Here is a 16684-nt window from a genome sequence, read left to right as displayed (position 1 = left end):
CTCCTATTCCGCTGCTTCGGCGACCGGCGTCGGCCGAAAGTCGTCCGGGAAATGGTTGAGTGCACTCATCACTGGATATGGGGTGAAGCCGCCGAGAGCGCAAAGCGAGCCGAACTTCATTGTGTTGCAAAGGTCGGTGACCAGCGCGATCTGCTTTTCCGGTTCGACGTTCTGGGCGAGCCTGTCCAGCACCTCGACACCGCGCGTCGAGCCGATGCGGCACGGCGTGCACTTGCCGCAGCTCTCGATGGCGCAGAATTCCATGGCAAAGCGTGCCTGTTTCAGCATGTCGGCGCTGTCGTCGAAAACGACGATGCCGGCATGGCCGATCAGCCCGTCCTTGGCGGCAAACGCTTCGTAGTCGAACGGCGTGTCGAACAGCGCGCGCGGGAAATAGGCGCCGAGCGGGCCACCCACCTGCACCGCTTTGACCGGGCGTCCCGTCGCCGTGCCGCCGCCGATATCGTCGACGATCTCGCCCAGCGTCATGCCGAACGCCGCCTCGTAGAGACCGGGATACTTGACGTTGCCGGCAATCTGGATCGGGATGGTGCCGCGTGAACGGCCCATGCCGAAATCCTTGTAGAAGGCAGCGCCCTTGTCCATGATCACCGGCACCGAGGCCAGCGAGATGACGTTGTTGATCACTGTCGGCTTGCCGAACAGGCCCTTGTGCGCCGGCAGCGGCGGCTTGGCCCGCACCTGCCCGCGCTTGCCTTCGAGGCTGTCGAGCAGCGCGGTCTCCTCGCCGCAGACATAGGCGCCGGCGCCGACCCGCACTTCCATGTCGAATGAATTGGCCGAGCCGAGCACATTGACGCCGAGCACGCCGGCCTTGCGGGCGATCTCGACGGCCTTCTGCATCACCGCCACCGCATGCGGATATTCCGAGCGGATATAGATGAAGCCCTTGGTCGCGCCGGTGGCGATGCCGGCGATCGCCATGCCTTCGATCAGCACGAAGGGGTCGCCTTCCATGATCATGCGGTCGGCGAACGTGCCGGAATCGCCTTCATCGGCGTTGCAGACGATGTATTTGCGGTCGGCCGACGTATCGAGCACAGTTTTCCATTTGATGCCGGTCGGGAAGCCGGCGCCGCCGCGACCGCGCAGCCCGGACTCGGTCACCTGCTTGACGACCTCGGCCGGCGTCATCGCCACTGCATTCTGCAGGCCCTTCAGCCCGCCATGCGCCTTGTAGTGGTCGAGCGACAGCGGATCGGTGACGCCGCAGCGCGCAAAGGTCAGCCGTGTCTGCCTTGCCAGGAACGGGATCTTGTCCGGTGCGCCCAGCCAGCGCTTGTGGTGGCCCCCGGTGAGGAAGCCGCAGTCGAACAGGCTTTTGACGTCGGATGGCTTCACCGGCCCGTAGGCGACGCGGCCAGTGGCTGTCGCAACCTCGACCATAGGCTCGAGGAAATAGGCGCCGCGCGAGCCGTTGCGCACGATCTTGGCCTCGATGCCGCGCTCGGCCAATTCCGCACGAACCGCCTTGGCAACCTTTTCCGCACCGAGCGCCAGCGCGCCGGAATCGCCGGGAATATAGATACGCGGGATCATGAGCGCACCTCGGCAACGATCTCGTTGAGCTTTTCGCCGTCGAGCCGCCCGATCACCTCGTCATCCAGCATTGCCGACGGCGAGCAGGCGCAAAGGCCGAGGCAATAGACCGGCTCCAGTGTCACCGAACCGTCGCGGGTTGTCTCGTGGAAACCGATGCCCAGCAATGATTTGAGCTTGGCGGCAATCGCATCCGAGCCCATCGACTGGCAGGCTTCCGCCTGGCAGAGCTTCAGCACATGGCGGCCGGCGGGCTGGCTGCGGTAATCGTGATAGAAGGTGACGACGCCATGAACCTCGGCCCTGGAGATGTTCAGCGCCTCGGCGATGATCGGCAGTGCGTCCTGCGGCACATAACCGAACTCTTCCTGTATGCCGTGCAGGATCGGCAACAGCGGGCCTTCGAGGCCTTTCAGCTCGTGGATGATCGCCGCCGTGCGCGATGCGATCTCGGTACTTGCTAGCTGCATCGTCATGCAGCGCCCTCCCTGGTCGTGGCGGTCTTCCGCTAAGTGGTTAGGAAATCAGAGGAAACCCGCCAAATCAATAAAGCCGATCCGTTGCTCGATAGAAATTTTCTATCGTTCGCGTTCACCAGCATTGTCTAGACTAGCGGCGGCCGTGGAAATCGTCCGCCAGCGCCATTGCCTCGTCCAACAGCGCCGAGACCAGCGGCGTGTGCGGTTCGCGCCGCGCCGCCACCAGCCCGACCGTGTGGCTGGCATCCGGCTCGACGATCGGGATCGCCCGGATCGGCTCGGAAAAACCGAAGGTTTCCGCAAGGTTAAGCGGCATGATCGACGACCATTTGCCGGTGCGGATATGCGAAAACAGCACGATCATCGAGTTGGATTCCAATGTCGGCCGCACCTGCACGCCGGCTTCGGCCAGATGCTGGTCGATGATGCGGCGGTTCTGCATGTCCGGCGTCAGCAGGCAGAGCGGCAGCTGGCTGAGTTCCGCCCATGTCACTTTGTCGCGGTCGAAATAGGGGTTCCCGACCGCGGTGATCAGCTGATAGCGCTCGTCATAGAGCGGCACGCTGGTGACGCGTCCGAGCGGCTCGTTGTCGAGATAGGTGATGCCGGCGTCGATGTCGAAATTGCCGAGCAGCGATAGCACCTCGATCGAGGTGCGCGACAGCACCGAGAAGGTGACGCCGGGGTGCTTTGCCCGAAACGGCGTCGTCAGTCGCGCCACCATGGCCAGCGCCGTCGGGATCGCGGCGATGCGGATGCGCCCCGACAGGCCGTGGCGCGCCGCCCGCATCTCCTCGCGCATGGTCCTGCTATCGCCGACGATGCGGCGCGCCCACACCAACACCTGCTTGCCTTCCGGCGTCAGCCCCTGGAAGCGCGAGCCGCGCAGCACCAGCATCACGCCGAGCTGACCCTCCAGCTGCTTGATGCCGGCCGAAAGCGTCGGTTGGGTGACGCCGCACACCTCCGCCGCCCGGCCGAAATGTTCTTCCCTGGCAAGTGCTATGAAGAATTCCAGCTTGTCGATCATGCCGTCGGAGCCTGTCATGGACGCTGTGTCCGATCTTAGCGCGCAAGGTCGGGGAAATCGCCTTCGGCCGCAAGCCGCCTGTGTAAATCGTCCGCATCCACATCTTTCAGCCGGCTTACTGTTTCCCGCGATGGAATGCGGCGCTATGTGGATGAGACGGGGTCGTGGACTGGACACGACGGGAGTACCGAACATGCTGGGCTGGTTCCGCAAGCTTTTGCCGCGCGAAGATCGCTTCTTCGACCTGTTCGAGCGGCATTCCCGCACCGTGGTCGGTGGCGCCGAGGCACTGCAGCAGCTTTTGCAGGGCAACGACATCGAGCGCTGGTGCCAGACGATCATCGATCTCGAGAACGAAGCCGATCAGATCACCGCGGAAGTGCTGCTGGCCGTGCGCCGCTCCTTCATCACGCCCTTCGACCGCGGCGACATCAAGGACCTGATCCAGTCGATGGATGATGCCATCGATATGATGCACAAAACCGTCAAGACGGTAAGGCTGTTCGAGAAGAAGGAATTCGACCCGCTGATGCAGGAAATGGGAGGTGTCATCGTCGAGGCCGCCAAGTTGGTGGCCGAGGCGATCCCGCTGCTCGGCAAGGTCGGGGCGCATACGGTGCGCCTCAACGCCATCGCCGAGGAGGTCATGCGCGCCGAAGGCCGGGCCGACGACCTGCACGAGCAGGGCCTGAAGGACCTGTTCAAGCGGCACGGTCGCAGCGATCCGATGGCCTATCTGATCGGCAGCGAGATTTACGGCCAGCTGGAAAAGGTGGTCGATCGCTTCGAGGACGTCGCCAACGAAATCAGCGGCATCGTCATCGAGAACGTATAGTGTCAGAAGCCGCAATAGCCTTTCCCGTGCTGGTCGGCCTTGTCGTCGTCGCGCTGTTCTTCGATTTCCTCAACGGCCTGCACGATGCCGCCAACTCCATCGCCACCATCGTCTCCACCCGGGTGCTGCGGCCGCACTATGCGGTGTTCTGGGCGGCCTTCTTCAATTTCATCGCCTTCATGTTCTTCGGTCTCCACGTAGCGGAGACGCTCGGAACCGGCATCATCGACGCCAGCATCGTCACGCCGGCAGTGATCTTCGCAGCACTTGTCGGCGCCATCGTCTGGAATGTCGTCACCTGGCTCGTCGGAATCCCGTCCAGCAGCTCGCACGCTCTGATCGGCGGTTTGGTCGGCGCCGGGGTTGCCAAGGCAGGCACCGGTGCCATCGTCTGGGCCGGGTTGGGCAAGACGACGGCGGCCATCGTGCTATCGCCGGCGGCAGGCTTTCTGCTGGCGCTTGTCTTGATCCTCGCGGTCTCCTGGCTGTTCGTGCGGCAGACGCCGTTCGCCGTCGACAGCACCTTCCGCGTTATGCAGTTCTTTTCCGCCTCGCTCTATTCGCTCGGCCATGGCGGCAACGACGCGCAGAAGACCATGGGCATCATCGCCGTGCTGCTCTATTCGCAAGGCATGCTCGGCGCGAATTTTTACGTGCCGCTGTGGGTCGTCATCACCTGTCAGTCGGCGCTGGCGCTGGGCACGTTGCTCGGCGGCTGGCGCATCGTCCACACCATGGGCTCGAAGATCACCCGGCTGAACCCGATGCAGGGTTTCTGCGCCGAGACCGGCGGAGCGATCACCCTGTTCGCCGCCACCTGGCTCGGTATTCCTGTATCGACCACGCACACGATCACCGGCGCCATCATCGGCGTCGGCGCCGCCCGCCGCGTCTCCGCCGTTCGCTGGGGCATTGCCGGCAACATCGTGGTGGCATGGATCGTCACCCTGCCGGCAACCGCGGCGATCGCGGCTCTCACCTACTTCGCGGTCGGTCTGGCAAGGTGATGTGAGCATCATGGCGCCTGGAGCCGCCTCTGGCGCGGCGACTACCGGTCCACAAGATTCAGGATGTTGCCGTCCGGGTCCCTGAACCATGCGACCTTCATGCCGTGACCGACATGGATGTCACCCTCAAGCGTCAGCCCGGGCATGTCGTAATGCTCGAAGGTCACGCCCTTCGATTTCAATGCCTCAACGATCTTGCCGAGTTCGTCGCCGACCGTCCATGTCACAGCCGTCGCCTTGTTGGTCCCAGCGAAGTTCGAACGGTAGACGTTGATGCTGGTGTCGCCGCTTTTATAGACGATCAGTTCGCCACCTTCATTGTGCACCTCTTTCAGGCCAAGGACCCCTTCGTAGAATGCCCTGGCCTTGGCCAGGTCCTTCACGGCGAGATTGGCCGTCGCGTTGCTGTTTGCGAGCATGATTCGTCTCCTTCCCTGGCTGTCATTCCATGCTCATGAAATAGGCTGCGCTGACGATTTGGCGACGGCTGCTCCCACTGGAAATGCCGTCATATGCTCGCTGCCTCCCCGATACGCCGCTGCAATTGGTGGTCCATCGCTTGGTTCTGTTCCGGAACTGCATTATCTGGAGCGGAAAAGTAGAGGAAAAACTCATGCCCGCCGCCAATGAAAACGTGACCAAGGAAATCGTTATCGAGCGCCTGAAGACGGTCAATGGGCCGGATTTCACCGGCAATATCGTCGACCTCGGCCTGGTTTCCGAGATTTTCATTGCCGATGCCAAGGTGTTCTTTTCGATCACCGTTCCCGCTGCCCGTGCCCAGGAGATGGAACCGCTGCGTGCGGCGGCCGAACGTGTCGTCAAGGCGATCCCCGGTGTTGCCGGCGCCGTGGTCGCGTTGACGGCGGAAAAGAAGGGCGGCGGCATGGAGGCGCCGGTTCCGCAAAGACCGGCTCAGAGGCCCGCTCCGCCGGCCGCACCTGCGCGTCCCGCGCCGCAGGCGCCCGCCTCGCACAGCCAGGGCAAGCGCGGCGTACCCGGCATCGAAGCGATCATCGCCGTCGCTTCCGGCAAGGGCGGCGTCGGCAAGTCGACTACCGCCGTCAATATCGCCCTTGGGCTTGCCGCCAACGGGCTGCGGGTCGGGGTGCTCGATGCCGACATTTATGGCCCTTCCATGCCGCGTCTGCTCAACATTCGTGGCAGGCCGCAGACCGTCGACGGCAAGATCCTGAAGCCGATGCAGAATTATGGCCTCAAGGTCATGTCGATGGGCTTCCTCGTCGATGAGGAGACGCCGATGATCTGGCGCGGGCCGATGGTGATGTCGGCATTGACGCAGATGCTGCGCGAGGTCGAATGGGGACCGCTTGATGTGCTCGTCGTCGACATGCCGCCCGGCACCGGCGACGCCCAGCTGACCATGGCCCAACAGGTGCCGCTGGCCGGCGCCGTCATCGTCTCGACGCCACAGGACCTGGCCCTGATCGATGCGCGCAAAGGCCTCAACATGTTCAGAAAGGTCGACGTGCCGCTATTGGGTATCGTCGAAAACATGAGCTATTTTCTCGCCCCCGATACGGGAAAACGCTACGACATCTTCGGCCATGGCGGCGCCCGCCGCGAGGCCGAGCGTCTCGGCGTCACCTTCCTTGGCGAAGTGCCGCTCGAGATGGGCATCCGCGAAAGCTCCGATGCCGGCACGCCGGTGGTGGTCTCCAAGCCGGATGGCGCTGAGGCGAAAATCTATCGCGACATCGCGGCCAAGGTCTGGGACCGCGTCAATGAAGAGCGCGGCGCGGCCGAGGCTGCAGTGCCGAGCATCGTGTTCGAGTGATGCGGATGTGCCTCCCCAAGTGGGCCCCTTGAGGGGGAGGGTGGCCGGAAGGGTCAGGTAGGGTCCGCGGCGACGCGCTCCAACTCTCCGGGATAGCGGGCTGACAAACCACGATCCCGTCTGGCGCGGAGGCAGATGTATGTCTTTCGTACCAAAGAGCGGATTCGGATGGCGCGTGCCCCTTGCCTGCTCCCGCGCGTTGTCATATCGATTTGTCATACAAATACGGAGACCACGATGGCAGGCGCCCCCACCCACAAGAAAAAATTTCGCTCGCAGGAGTGGTTCGACAATCCCGACAATCCGGGCATGACGGCACTCTATCTGGAGCGCTACCTGAATTACGGGCTGACGCGGGCCGAACTGATGTCCGGCAAGCCGCTGATCGGCATCGCCCAGACCGGCTCGGACCTGTCGCCCTGCAACCGCCATCACATCGAACTGGCCAAGCGCGTGCGCGAAGGCATCGTCTCGATGGGTGGCATCCCTTTCGAGTTCCCTTGCCACCCGATCCAGGAGACCGGCAAGCGGCCCACTGCTGCACTTGACCGCAACCTTGCCTATCTCAGCCTGGTAGAGGTGCTCTACGGCTATCCGCTCGACGGCGTGGTCCTCACCATCGGCTGCGACAAGACGACGCCGGCCATGCTGATGGCCGCGGCCACCGTCAACATTCCGGCTATCGCGCTTTCGGTCGGCCCGATGCTCAACGGCTGGCACAAGGGCAAGCGCACCGGCTCCGGCACCATCGTCTGGGAATCGCGCCAGCGCCTGTCGGCCGGCGAGATTGGCTATGACGAGTTCATGGATATCGTTGCCTCCTCGGCGCCGTCGACCGGCTATTGCAACACGATGGGTACCGCCACCACGATGAATTCGCTGGCCGAGGCGCTCGGCATGCAATTGCCGGGCTCGGCCGCTATCCCCGCCCCCTATCGCGAGCGCGGCCAGATCGCCTACGAGACCGGAAAGCGCATCGTCGACATGGTGCATGAGGATCTGAAGCCCTCCGACATCATGACCCGTAAGGCCTTCGAGAACGCCATCGTCGTCAACTCGGCGATCGGCGGCTCGACCAATGCGCCGATCCACCTCAATGCCATCGCCCGCCATCTCGGCGTGCCGCTCGACAATGACGATTGGCAGAAGGTCGGCCTCAACATACCGCTCATCGTCAATCTGCAGCCGACGGGCGAATATCTCGGCGAGGACTATCACCATGCCGGCGGCGTGCCGGCCGTGGTCGCCGAACTGATGAAGGGCGGCCTGCTGCCCTATCCGGAAGCCATGACAGCTAACGGCAAGACCATCGGCGACAATTGCAGGGGCGCCGTCAACGAGAACCTCGACGTCATCCGCACGGTTGCCGAGCCGCTGAAAGCCAATGCCGGCTTCATCAATCTCAAGGGCAATCTGTTCGATTCGGCGATCATGAAGACCAGCGGCATCTCGCCCGAGTTCCGCGAGCGCTATCTGTCGAACCCGAAGGACCCCGAAGCCTTCGAGGGCAACGCCATGGTGTTCGACGGGCCCGAGGATTACCACGCCCGCATCGACGATCCGGCACAAGGCATCGACGAGCACACCATCCTGTTCATGCGCGGCGCCGGCCCGATCGGCTATCCGGGCGGCGCCGAAGTCGTCAACATGCAGCCGCCGGCCTATCTGATCAAAAAGGGCATCCACGCGCTGGCCTGTATCGGCGACGGCCGCCAGTCGGGCACGTCGGGTTCGCCCTCGATCCTCAACGCCTCGCCGGAAGCCGCCATCGGCGGCGGGCTGGCGCTGCTGAAGACCGGTGACCGCGTCCGCGTCGATCTGCGCAAGGGCACCGCCGATATCCTCGTCAGCGACGACGAGATCACGCGGCGGCGCACCGAACTGCAGAACAATGGCGGCTATCACTATCCCAAGCACCAGACGCCGTGGCAGGAGATCCAGCGCGGCATGGTCGACCAGTTTTCCGAAGGCATGGTGCTGAAGCCGGCGGTGAAATACCAGGATGTGGCGCATACAAGCGGGGTGCCGAGGGACAATCACTGACACCAGGATCCGTCGCATGAGCCAGCCGCCGGTGCAGGCAATTTGCCGAGGTCAGCGCCAGGAGGGGTAGGGGTGGGGTCACATCGCAGAGCGAAAGCCTCGGCTTTCCACCTGCGATAGCCTGCCGATAATGGGCAGAAATGCCCGGCACAGGGTTGGACGCGGTCATTTGTCAACAGCGATTGCTCCCGCGAGAACGGCAATGCTTGACAAGCGAGCGCGACAAATCCACGATCATCGCAAGGGGTTAATCGCGACGACCCCGTGAGGCGTCAGCCCAATGTTCGCGTCCAAGCTTCTCTTTCCAGGAGGTGGACGCCATGCCGTCGACAACAACCATCACCGTACCGCAACTATCCCGTCTGATTGGTCTGCCGGGTGCACCCGCGATCATCGATGTCCGCATCGACGATGACTACAACGCCGACCCGCGACTGCTGCCGGCGTCGGATCGGCGTGATTTCAGGACTGTCTCGAACTGGGCTGCCGACTTCGCCGGCTGGCAAGTGACAGTCGTCTGCCAACAGGGAAAAAAGCTCTCGCAAGGCGTGGCCGCATGGCTGCGCCACGAGGGCATTGCCGCCGAATCGCTCGACGGCGGGTTTGAAGACTGGCGCGATGCCAAGGGGCTTCTCGTTGACGCCCGCAAGATACCGCCCCGCGATGCCAAGGGCCGCACCGTTTGGGTGACGCGTACGCGCCCGAAGGTCGACCGCATCGCCTGCCCCTGGCTGATTCGGCGCTTCATCGATCCTCACGCGGTCTTTCTCTTCGTCGAGCCGGCCGAAGTGTCGGCCGTCGCCGATCGCTTTCAGGCCGTGCCTTTCGACATTGAGAACGTGTTCTGGAGCCATCGCGGCGAACGCTGCACCTTCGACACCATGATCGAGGAGTTCGGGCTTAAATCCGAAGCACTCGATCGCTTGGCCACGATCATACGCGCCGCCGATACTGCGAGCCTCGATCTTGTTCCACAGGCGGCCGGGTTCCTGGCCGCCTCGCTTGGCCTGTCACGGATGTTTCGCAACGATCTGGAGCAGCTCGAGGCCGGCATGCTGCTCTATGATATGTTCTTCCGCTGGTGCCGCGATGCCACCGAGGAGACGCATAACTGGCCGGCCGCCGGCGCAGTCAGCGCGGGCAAACCATCGTGAGCGCCGTCCTATCGAAAAAGCCGGCGGAGATTCAGGAGCCCGCTGTGCCGAGCTTCCGGCAGGCCGTGAAGGTCTGGGCGAAAATCGGCGTGCTCAGCTTTGGCGGGCCGGCCGGGCAGATCGCGCTCATGCACAAGGAACTGGTCGAGGAACGGCGCTGGATCGGCGAACAGCGCTTCCTGCATGCGTTGAACTACTGCATGTTGCTGCCTGGCCCCGAGGCCCAGCAGCTCGCCATCTATATCGGCTGGTTGCTTCACAAAACGGCCGGCGGCCTTGTTGCCGGCATTCTCTTCGTCGTGCCGGGCGCGCTTGTCATGCTCGTCCTGAGCAGCCTCTATGCGCTCTATGGCGATGTACCACTCGTTGCGGCGCTGTTTTTCGGGGTCAAGGCGACCGTGCTCGCCATTGTCATCGAGGCGGTGATCCGGATCGGCAGACGCGCGCTGAAAAACCCGATCATGGTGTCGATCGCACTCGCCGCCTTCATCGCCATCTACGCGTTGAACGTGCCGTTTCCGCTGATCGTCCTGCTTGCCGGCCTGACAGGCTGGATCGGCAACCGTAGTGCGCCGGCATTTTTTTCAGCCGCATCGCAGGGCAAGGGCGATGTTCCCGACATCAAGGGCGCGGTGGATCTGATGTTCGAGCGCGGTGAACTGACCCACGTCAGGCCGACGCGATGGCACGCGCCGCGCACTTTGGCGATCTGGCTGCCGATCTGGCTGGGGCCTGTTCTGCTGGTCTGGGCTTTCGCCGGCCCTGCCAGCGTTTGGACTCAAATCGGTGGCTTCTTCAGTATCATGGCGGTCGTCACCTTCGGCGGCGCCTACGCAGCCCTTGCCTATGTCGCGCAGGCAGCGGTCGAGTACTTCGGCTGGCTGGCACCCGGTGAAATGGTCGACGGCCTTGGACTTGCCGAAACCACGCCGGGTCCGCTCATCCTGGTCTTGCAGTTCGTCGGCTTCGTTGCCGCGTTCCGCCAGCCGGGCTTGCTGGCGCCGCTGGTTGCCGGACTGTTTGGCGGGCTGTTCACGCTGTGGGCGACGTTTACCCCATGTTTCCTATGGATATTCCTTGGCGCGCCTTACATCGAAGCGCTGCGCGGCAACAAGGCGCTGTCGGCGGCGCTCGGTGCGATCACCGCCGCCGTCGTCGGCGTCATCATGAATCTCGCTCTATGGTTCGGCTTGCACGTCATCTTCGGCGAAGTGCGCAATGTCGGGCTTGGAATGGACGTGCCGGTGCTTTCATCGATAGACTGGCGCGCGGCGCTGCTTTCCTGTGCCTCGATGATCGCCATTCTGAAGCTGAAGATCGGTATGCTGCCGACGCTTGCCGGATCGGCGCTGGCCGGTGTCTTGTTGCTGGCGGTAAGTAGCTGATGCCTGCAAGGACTTGAAGCGCATCGCCTGAATCTACTTAAACGCGACGCTTTGGATGCCGCTGCTTTTGTATTCCGCTTGTGAACCACCTAACTGGTTGGGAACGGTTGGACCATTATGGCGCAACGGCGTTCTTCCCTCGGCTTCCTTGGAATGTTCGGTCGCTCGGGCGACTTGAGGCAGCTCGACGATGCATTGCGCGGCGCCGATCTGCATCCCGCCCTTGTGCCGGAGGGGGTAAAACTCACGATCGTCAATCTGATGAAGGATCACTGGCCCGACGAGCCGCCGCCGGGCATCTATGCGTCGGTGGCACAATTGTGCAGCTATTGCATCGCGGGTCCCGAAACCTTCGAGCAAGCCAATGGCCATCAACGGACGCTGGAAGCCGAGCGCCGCATCGAGGCGGCACTTGAGGCCGGCGACAGCTTCGACGCACAGATCGTGCTGATGACGCTGCATGCCAAGCTGATCAACGCCGAAGTCGTCGACCGATACGGGCTCAGCGCGGAATGACGCGACAGGCAAGATCTGCCGGATCCCCCCGCGGCAGCCGAGTCGATCAAGCCCGGCTGATCTCCTCAAGATACCAGCCGATGTAGCGCAGTTCGTTGTATTCCATCGGCGCGATCGGCCCCGGCACGAAATAGTGCGAGCGCACGCCACGCGCTGTGTGCTCGATGATCTTCTTGTCCTCTTGGGTGGTGACCTTCCACAGCCAGGTCAGCTTCTCCAGATCGTAGTCCTGGCCCTCGACCGCGTCGCCGCGCACCAGCCAGATCAGCTCCATCTCGCAGGTACCCGCGGTTTTCGGGATGAAGCGGTAGATCATGCCGTGATCGGGATAGCACACGAGGAAGGTCGTGCCGCCGAGATGGATGGAGGTGACGCCACCGTCATAGTCGGTGAAGCGGCCCATCAGCGGGGCCACCGGCGAGCCATCCTGGCTGCCGCTCGAAACGCCATCATAGAGCGCATAGCGGAAGGTATGGATTGCTTCCTGACCGGCCGCCGAGTTCTGCCAGCGGTTGGCGCTGCCGATCTCGATGCCAAATGCGCAGGTGCGCTGCTCCATCGCCGCGTTGAGCTGCTCGATCATCTCGGCCGGCTTTTCCAGCGCATGCGTCTGCGAATATTCCGGATGCGCCGGCCCGCAATGGTAGCATTCGACATAGTTCTCGACGGCGAGCTTCCAGTTGGCGTCGAGCGGATAGGACTGGCGATACGCCACCTTGGCGTCGCCCCAGCCATACTGGCCGCAGCTTGTGCGCAGCGACTGTTCGATTGGATCGAAATCGAGCGGCGTCTCCGCGAAGGAAATGAAAACCAGCCCGGAGGCAACGCGGACATGAAGCTTCTTCAGCCCGTGCGCCGTGCGGTCGAAATCCTTCGGCATCAGGCGGGCAGCGCGCAACGACCCGTCATTGGAATAGGTCCAGGCGTGGTAGGGACACACGAACATCTTCGCGTTGCCCTTCTCCTTGGTGCAGACCTCGGCGCCGCGGTGGCGGCAGACATTGAGCATGGCATGCACCGTGCCATCCATGCCGCGCGTCAGGATGACCGCCTCGTCGCCCAGTTTGAACAGCTCGAAATCGCCGGGGTTCGGGATAACGCTGGCATGGGCCAGGCAATGCCAGTGGCGGCGAAAGACACGTTCCATGTCGCGCTCGAAGATCGCCGGGTCATGATAGAAGGCACGCACCAGGCCGTGGCCGGGCCGGTGAGACGCCACCAGCCGATCGATCGCGTCGCCGTCGGTGTGGGCTTGCAGGATAGGATGCGCAGTCATTTGTCGTTCTGCCCGATGGTTGGTCCTGGGGCAATTCCAGGAAAACTGTGAAGCGGTTTTCCGTCCGGAATTGGCTCTGGGTGGTGGCTGTATGGCTGCACGAACTCGTCTCCGGTCAGCCGCCCATATGCGTGCGCGGCAGGTGGATCAGGCTGCCGAAGCGGGCACGCAATCTGTCGTCGACCTGTTTTGGCACGTGGCGCGGAAATCGTTCGGCAAGAATGCGTTTCTTCTCGGTGATCGCACGCAGCAATATATCAGGTCGGCCTTTTTCGTTCCATTCCTTCGGTGAGGAACGATCGGCGAAGGCGGGATAGAGATGATCGGTCTGCATCAGCTTGAGCGTTTGTTCGCTGTCGAGATAGTGGCCTGGGCCTTTGAGGCAGACCTCGGTGATGCTGTCGATCGACAGGGCCTCGTCGGTCACGTCGATGCCACGTGCGCAGCCCAGGCAATGACCGAGCATGTCGTTGTCGATGACCAGGCTCTCCAGGCAGAAGCCGAGCAGCGAGGCATGCATGCCGGCCGCCTCGTAGACGAGGTTGAGGCCGGAGAGGCCGGCCATCACATTGGTGATGCCCTTTTCGTAGCCGGATTGAATGTCGGGCAGTTTCGAATCCGTCATGCCAGCGGCCGAGCCGCCGGGCAGATCGTAGAATTGCGCCATCTGGGCGCAGGCCGCCGTTGCCACCGACTGCTCGGCCGACCCGCCGGCCATGGCGCCGGTACGCAGGTCCGACATGAACGGCCAGGCGCCGAAGATCGCCGGATGGCCCGGCTTGAGCGCATTGACATAGACCAGGCCGGCCAGTACTTCGGCCACCGCTTGCACGACGGCGCCGGCCATCGCCGCGGGTGCTGTGGTGCCGGACTGGCCGGTCGAGAGCAGCAGGATCGGGATGCCGCCTTCAACGCAAGCCTCGAGCACGCCGCAGGCATCCTCGGCGAACTTCATCGGCGGCACGACGAATGAGTTAGAGTTAGAAACGAATGGCCGGGCGCGGAAATTCTCCTCGCCGCCGGCGATGGCGTACAGCATTTCAAGCGCCGGCTTCACGTTCTCACGCACGGTGAAGGATGTTCCGACGTGCTTCGATGTCCCCATCACACAGGCATAGAGCGTGTTGAAATCCATCTCGAGCGGATCGGCGATGTCGCGCGCCACCATCGGCCGCTGGAAGAAATGGATGTTGTCCAACCCATCGACGATGCGGGCAGCATCATAAATGTCCTGCAGCTTGGATTCGCGGTACTCGCGCTTCTCCAGATCCACCAGGTGCACGGCGATACCTGCCGTGCCGTAGTGCACGCGCTTGCCCTGGACCACCATGTCGTGCCTGGCGTCCTGGCCATGAAGTGTGAAATGTCGTGCCGCCCGCTTGATGGTGTCGAGCACTAGCGCGCGCGGAAAGCGCACACGGTCGTCGTCGCCATGGACCGCCCCCGCCTTGGTCAGCACCTTTATGCAGGAAGGGATGGCATTGGCGAAACCCACCGTCTCCAGGAGCGTCAGCACGCCCTCGTGGATGCGCTCGCAGTCATCCCCGCGCAGCGGCCCGTAGCTGCCGCTCTCGATGGCCTGGTGTCGTGGTCCGGTGTCCTCCATCAGAGGAGCTGATCGCATGGCATGTCCTGTTTCGCGAAGACCGGAGCGCTGTGGACGACGGTTCGCCGACGTGTCCTGCTGTTCGACAGCCACTGGCATGGAAGCACTCCACCTTCATCGGCAGGAACTCGCGGCGGTTGGTCCACCATCGGCCTGCTTCGTCCCTCTACACAGCGACTATGCCGCCGGCATTGGCACAGCCTATGTGCCAGCCGGTCCCGTCGAATATGCCAAGGAGCTAAAGAACCGGAGCCGCACCACATGCGCCAGGCTCCGGTCGGGGAAGGGAGATCAGGCCGCTGCCGGCCTGCGTCCAGCTGCCGTCGCCAGTTCGCGGATGCCGGGTTCGATGTGCTGCAACGCGATCGAGGAAATGCCCAAGCGCATGAAACGCGATGGCTTTTCGGTGCGGTCGAAGAAGCGGTCGCCAGGCTCGATGATGACGCTGCGCGAGGCCGCGGCCTCCGCCAGTCCGCGCGAATCGGTGCCGCGCGGCCCCTCGAGCCAGAGCGACGTGCCGCCGGCCGAATCGGTCGAGCGCCACTCCGGCAGGAAGGCGGAAATCGCATGGACCAGACGCTTGCGCCTCTCGTCGAAGGCGCTCGACAGCCGCCGCACCAGCGCCTCGTGATGGCCGAGCGACAGGAAGAGCGCCACGGCGCGCTGGTTGTTCGCCGGCGGATGGCGCAGCATGAAGCGGCGTAGCGCCCGAAGCTCGGAGATCAGCCCGGCCGAGGCGACGATGTAGCCGAGCCTGAGGCCGGGAGCCAGAGTCTTCGACATCGAGCCGACATAGACGACGCGGCCGGAGCGATCGAGGCTCTTCAGCGCCTGCTGCGGCGCCTCGTCCAGGAGCTGGCTGTCATATCCGTCCTCGATGATGATCTGGTTGTGCCGGTTGGCGCGCGCCAAAAGCTCCTGCCGCCGCTCCGCCGACAGCGGCACCATGGTCGGGCAATGGTGGCTGGGCGTGACGAAGACGAAGCCGGAATCATTGGGAATGGCCGAGGTTACGATGCCGGAGTGGTCGACCGGAACCGGCTGGATCTCGGCGCCGGCCAGCCGGAAGATCGAACGTGCATCGGGATAGCCCGGGTCCTCCATCGCCACCTTGGAGCCCTTGGTCATCAACAGCGTCGCCAGCATATAAAGCGCGTTCTGCGCGCCCAACGTCACGATGATCTCGTCCGGATTGGCGAAGATGCCGCGTCGCGGCAGCAGCCGTGCCTGGATCTGCTCGATCAGGAGCGGATCGTCGCGGTCGACCATGTCGGATGCCCAGTTGCGGATTTCGAGCACCGCCAACGCCATGCGGTTGCACTCGCGCCATTCGGCGGTCGGGAACAGCGCCGGGTCGAATTGGCCATAGACGAAGGGGTATGACGACTTGATCCAGTTGTCGTGCTTGGCCGGCGGCGGCATGTCGCTCGCCGCGATCTGCCGACGCGCCTTCCAGTCGATCTCGTTGGCCTGGTCGGGCGCCTTCTGATGCGGCTTGGCCGGCGTCGCCAGCACTTCGGGATTGACGAAATGGCCGCGGCGCTCGCGCGCCACCAGGAAGCCCTGGTCGACCAGTTGCTGGAAGGCCAGCACCACGGTGCCGCGCGCCACGCCGAGTTTTTCGGCAAGAATCCGGCAGGACGGAAGCGGCATGGAAGCCGCGATCTGCCGGTCGAGGATGGCGGCGACGATCGCCTGGCGGATCTGCGCCTGCAGGGTCTGACCGGATTCCGCCGAAATCCGGAACAGGCCGGACCAAATGGCCGTGTCGTTTCGCTGTGGCATGGGAGATGTTCCTCGATGGCCAGCTTTTTTCACATGGCTGGACCAGTCGAATGTACCGGTGGCACAAGGTGTTGCGCCAATCAATTTTTCTGATCGCTGGGATTTATGCCAGTGATCCTTTGAGCCGGCCCACGCTGCGCTGCGGCATCGCTGCGCATTGAAACAGATGGGATTCGACCCGATAGTTTGCCGCGACGACACGCGCCGGAA

14 protein-coding genes are annotated in these 16684 nt (G+C 63.3%); 7 read left to right on the top strand and 7 right to left on the bottom strand.

The window, feature by feature from the left end:
* Window positions 1–3 precede the first annotated feature (3 nt).
* From NKH93_RS08720 to NKH93_RS08710, 3 genes are all read right to left on the bottom strand, one after another.
* A complete protein-coding gene (locus tag NKH93_RS08720) occupies window positions 4–1560 on the bottom strand; it encodes a formate dehydrogenase beta subunit (RefSeq protein ID WP_352613835.1) in 1557 nt (518 codons plus the stop codon).
* Window positions 1557–2036 (bottom strand): formate dehydrogenase subunit gamma, encoded by a 480-nt coding sequence (locus NKH93_RS08715; protein WP_352540455.1) that lies wholly within the window; start codon window positions 2034–2036, stop codon window positions 1557–1559. The genes NKH93_RS08720 and NKH93_RS08715 overlap by 4 nt, the downstream gene beginning before the upstream one ends.
* Before the next feature lie 133 nt (window positions 2037–2169).
* Complete coding sequence (locus NKH93_RS08710) at window positions 2170–3069, bottom strand: LysR family transcriptional regulator (protein ID WP_352470186.1); 900 nt, start codon at window positions 3067–3069, stop codon at window positions 2170–2172.
* Between the two features lie 193 nt (window positions 3070–3262).
* On the opposite strand from NKH93_RS08710, the gene NKH93_RS08705 reads away from it, so the two are divergent.
* The gene (locus NKH93_RS08705) at window positions 3263–3904 is read left to right on the top strand and encodes a DUF47 family protein (RefSeq protein ID WP_352469989.1); all 642 of its coding nucleotides are present in this window, start codon (window positions 3263–3265) and stop codon (window positions 3902–3904) included.
* The gene (locus NKH93_RS08700) at window positions 3904–4911 is read left to right on the top strand and encodes an inorganic phosphate transporter (RefSeq protein ID WP_352469990.1); all 1008 of its coding nucleotides are present in this window, start codon (window positions 3904–3906) and stop codon (window positions 4909–4911) included. The genes NKH93_RS08705 and NKH93_RS08700 overlap by 1 nt, the downstream gene beginning before the upstream one ends.
* A 41-nt stretch (window positions 4912–4952) precedes the next feature.
* On the opposite strand, the gene NKH93_RS08695 is transcribed toward NKH93_RS08700, so the two are convergent.
* A complete protein-coding gene (locus NKH93_RS08695; RefSeq protein WP_352469991.1) occupies window positions 4953–5330 on the bottom strand; it encodes a VOC family protein in 378 nt (125 codons plus the stop codon).
* A 194-nt stretch (window positions 5331–5524) separates the two neighbouring features.
* Here NKH93_RS08695 and NKH93_RS08690 point away from each other — a divergent pair, with 194 nt between their 5' ends.
* The 5 genes from NKH93_RS08690 (at window position 5525) to NKH93_RS08670 (ending at window position 11807) form a co-directional block, all read left to right on the top strand.
* Window positions 5525–6709 carry an Mrp/NBP35 family ATP-binding protein gene (locus tag NKH93_RS08690; RefSeq protein WP_352577477.1) on the top strand — a complete coding sequence of 395 codons (1185 nt, stop codon included), beginning with the start codon at window positions 5525–5527 and terminating at the stop codon, window positions 6707–6709.
* A gap of 237 nt (window positions 6710–6946) precedes the next feature.
* Window positions 6947–8752, top strand: coding sequence for an IlvD/Edd family dehydratase (locus NKH93_RS08685; protein WP_352613838.1), 1806 nt, complete (start codon window positions 6947–6949; stop codon window positions 8750–8752).
* Between the two features lie 320 nt (window positions 8753–9072).
* Window positions 9073–9906, top strand: a complete 834-nt coding sequence (locus NKH93_RS08680; RefSeq protein ID WP_352469994.1) for a chromate resistance protein ChrB domain-containing protein — start codon at window positions 9073–9075, stop codon at window positions 9904–9906.
* Complete coding sequence (gene chrA / locus NKH93_RS08675; RefSeq protein ID WP_352969881.1) at window positions 9903–11291, top strand: chromate efflux transporter; 1389 nt, start codon at window positions 9903–9905, stop codon at window positions 11289–11291. The genes NKH93_RS08680 and chrA overlap by 4 nt, the downstream gene beginning before the upstream one ends.
* A gap of 117 nt (window positions 11292–11408) precedes the next feature.
* A complete protein-coding gene (locus tag NKH93_RS08670; protein ID WP_352469996.1) occupies window positions 11409–11807 on the top strand; it encodes a hypothetical protein in 399 nt (132 codons plus the stop codon).
* A gap of 46 nt (window positions 11808–11853) precedes the next feature.
* On the opposite strand, the gene NKH93_RS08665 is transcribed toward NKH93_RS08670, so the two are convergent.
* From NKH93_RS08665 to pdxR, 3 genes are all read right to left on the bottom strand, one after another.
* On the bottom strand, window positions 11854–13083 hold the full coding sequence (locus NKH93_RS08665) for an aromatic ring-hydroxylating oxygenase subunit alpha (protein WP_352969879.1): 1230 nt from the start codon (window positions 13081–13083) through the stop codon (window positions 11854–11856).
* A gap of 115 nt (window positions 13084–13198) precedes the next feature.
* The gene (locus NKH93_RS08660; RefSeq protein ID WP_352681333.1) at window positions 13199–14788 is read right to left on the bottom strand and encodes a trimethylamine methyltransferase family protein; all 1590 of its coding nucleotides are present in this window, start codon (window positions 14786–14788) and stop codon (window positions 13199–13201) included.
* 192 nt (window positions 14789–14980) lie between these two features.
* Window positions 14981–16474 (bottom strand): MocR-like pyridoxine biosynthesis transcription factor PdxR, encoded by a 1494-nt coding sequence (gene pdxR / locus NKH93_RS08655; protein ID WP_023676815.1) that lies wholly within the window; start codon window positions 16472–16474, stop codon window positions 14981–14983.
* Window positions 16475–16684 lie beyond the last annotated feature (210 nt).

The organism is Mesorhizobium sp. M0954 (assembly GCF_040319155.1).
Taxonomy (GTDB): Bacteria; Pseudomonadota; Alphaproteobacteria; order Rhizobiales; family Rhizobiaceae; genus Mesorhizobium.
This window is presented reverse-complemented; position numbering and strand designations above follow the sequence as displayed.

Excerpts from the sequence above, each read along its gene's own strand:
- NKH93_RS08720 (WP_352613835.1), bottom strand. The coding sequence starts at position 1,560 with ATGATCCCGCGTATCTATATTCCCGGCGATTCCGGCGCGCTGGCGCTC.
- NKH93_RS08715 (WP_352540455.1), bottom strand. The coding sequence starts at position 2,036 with ATGACGATGCAGCTAGCAAGTACCGAGATCGCATCGCGCACGGCGGCG.
- NKH93_RS08710 (WP_352470186.1), bottom strand. The coding sequence starts at position 3,069 with ATGATCGACAAGCTGGAATTCTTCATAGCACTTGCCAGGGAAGAACAT.
- NKH93_RS08705 (WP_352469989.1), top strand. The coding sequence starts at position 3,263 with ATGCTGGGCTGGTTCCGCAAGCTTTTGCCGCGCGAAGATCGCTTCTTC.
- NKH93_RS08695 (WP_352469991.1), bottom strand. The coding sequence starts at position 5,330 with ATGCTCGCAAACAGCAACGCGACGGCCAATCTCGCCGTGAAGGACCTG.
- NKH93_RS08690 (WP_352577477.1), top strand. The coding sequence starts at position 5,525 with ATGCCCGCCGCCAATGAAAACGTGACCAAGGAAATCGTTATCGAGCGC.
- NKH93_RS08685 (WP_352613838.1), top strand. The coding sequence starts at position 6,947 with ATGGCAGGCGCCCCCACCCACAAGAAAAAATTTCGCTCGCAGGAGTGG.
- NKH93_RS08680 (WP_352469994.1), top strand. The coding sequence starts at position 9,073 with ATGCCGTCGACAACAACCATCACCGTACCGCAACTATCCCGTCTGATT.
- NKH93_RS08670 (WP_352469996.1), top strand. The coding sequence starts at position 11,409 with ATGGCGCAACGGCGTTCTTCCCTCGGCTTCCTTGGAATGTTCGGTCGC.
- NKH93_RS08665 (WP_352969879.1), bottom strand. The coding sequence starts at position 13,083 with ATGACTGCGCATCCTATCCTGCAAGCCCACACCGACGGCGACGCGATC.
- NKH93_RS08660 (WP_352681333.1), bottom strand. The coding sequence starts at position 14,788 with ATGCCAGTGGCTGTCGAACAGCAGGACACGTCGGCGAACCGTCGTCCA.
- pdxR (WP_023676815.1), bottom strand. The coding sequence starts at position 16,474 with ATGCCACAGCGAAACGACACGGCCATTTGGTCCGGCCTGTTCCGGATT.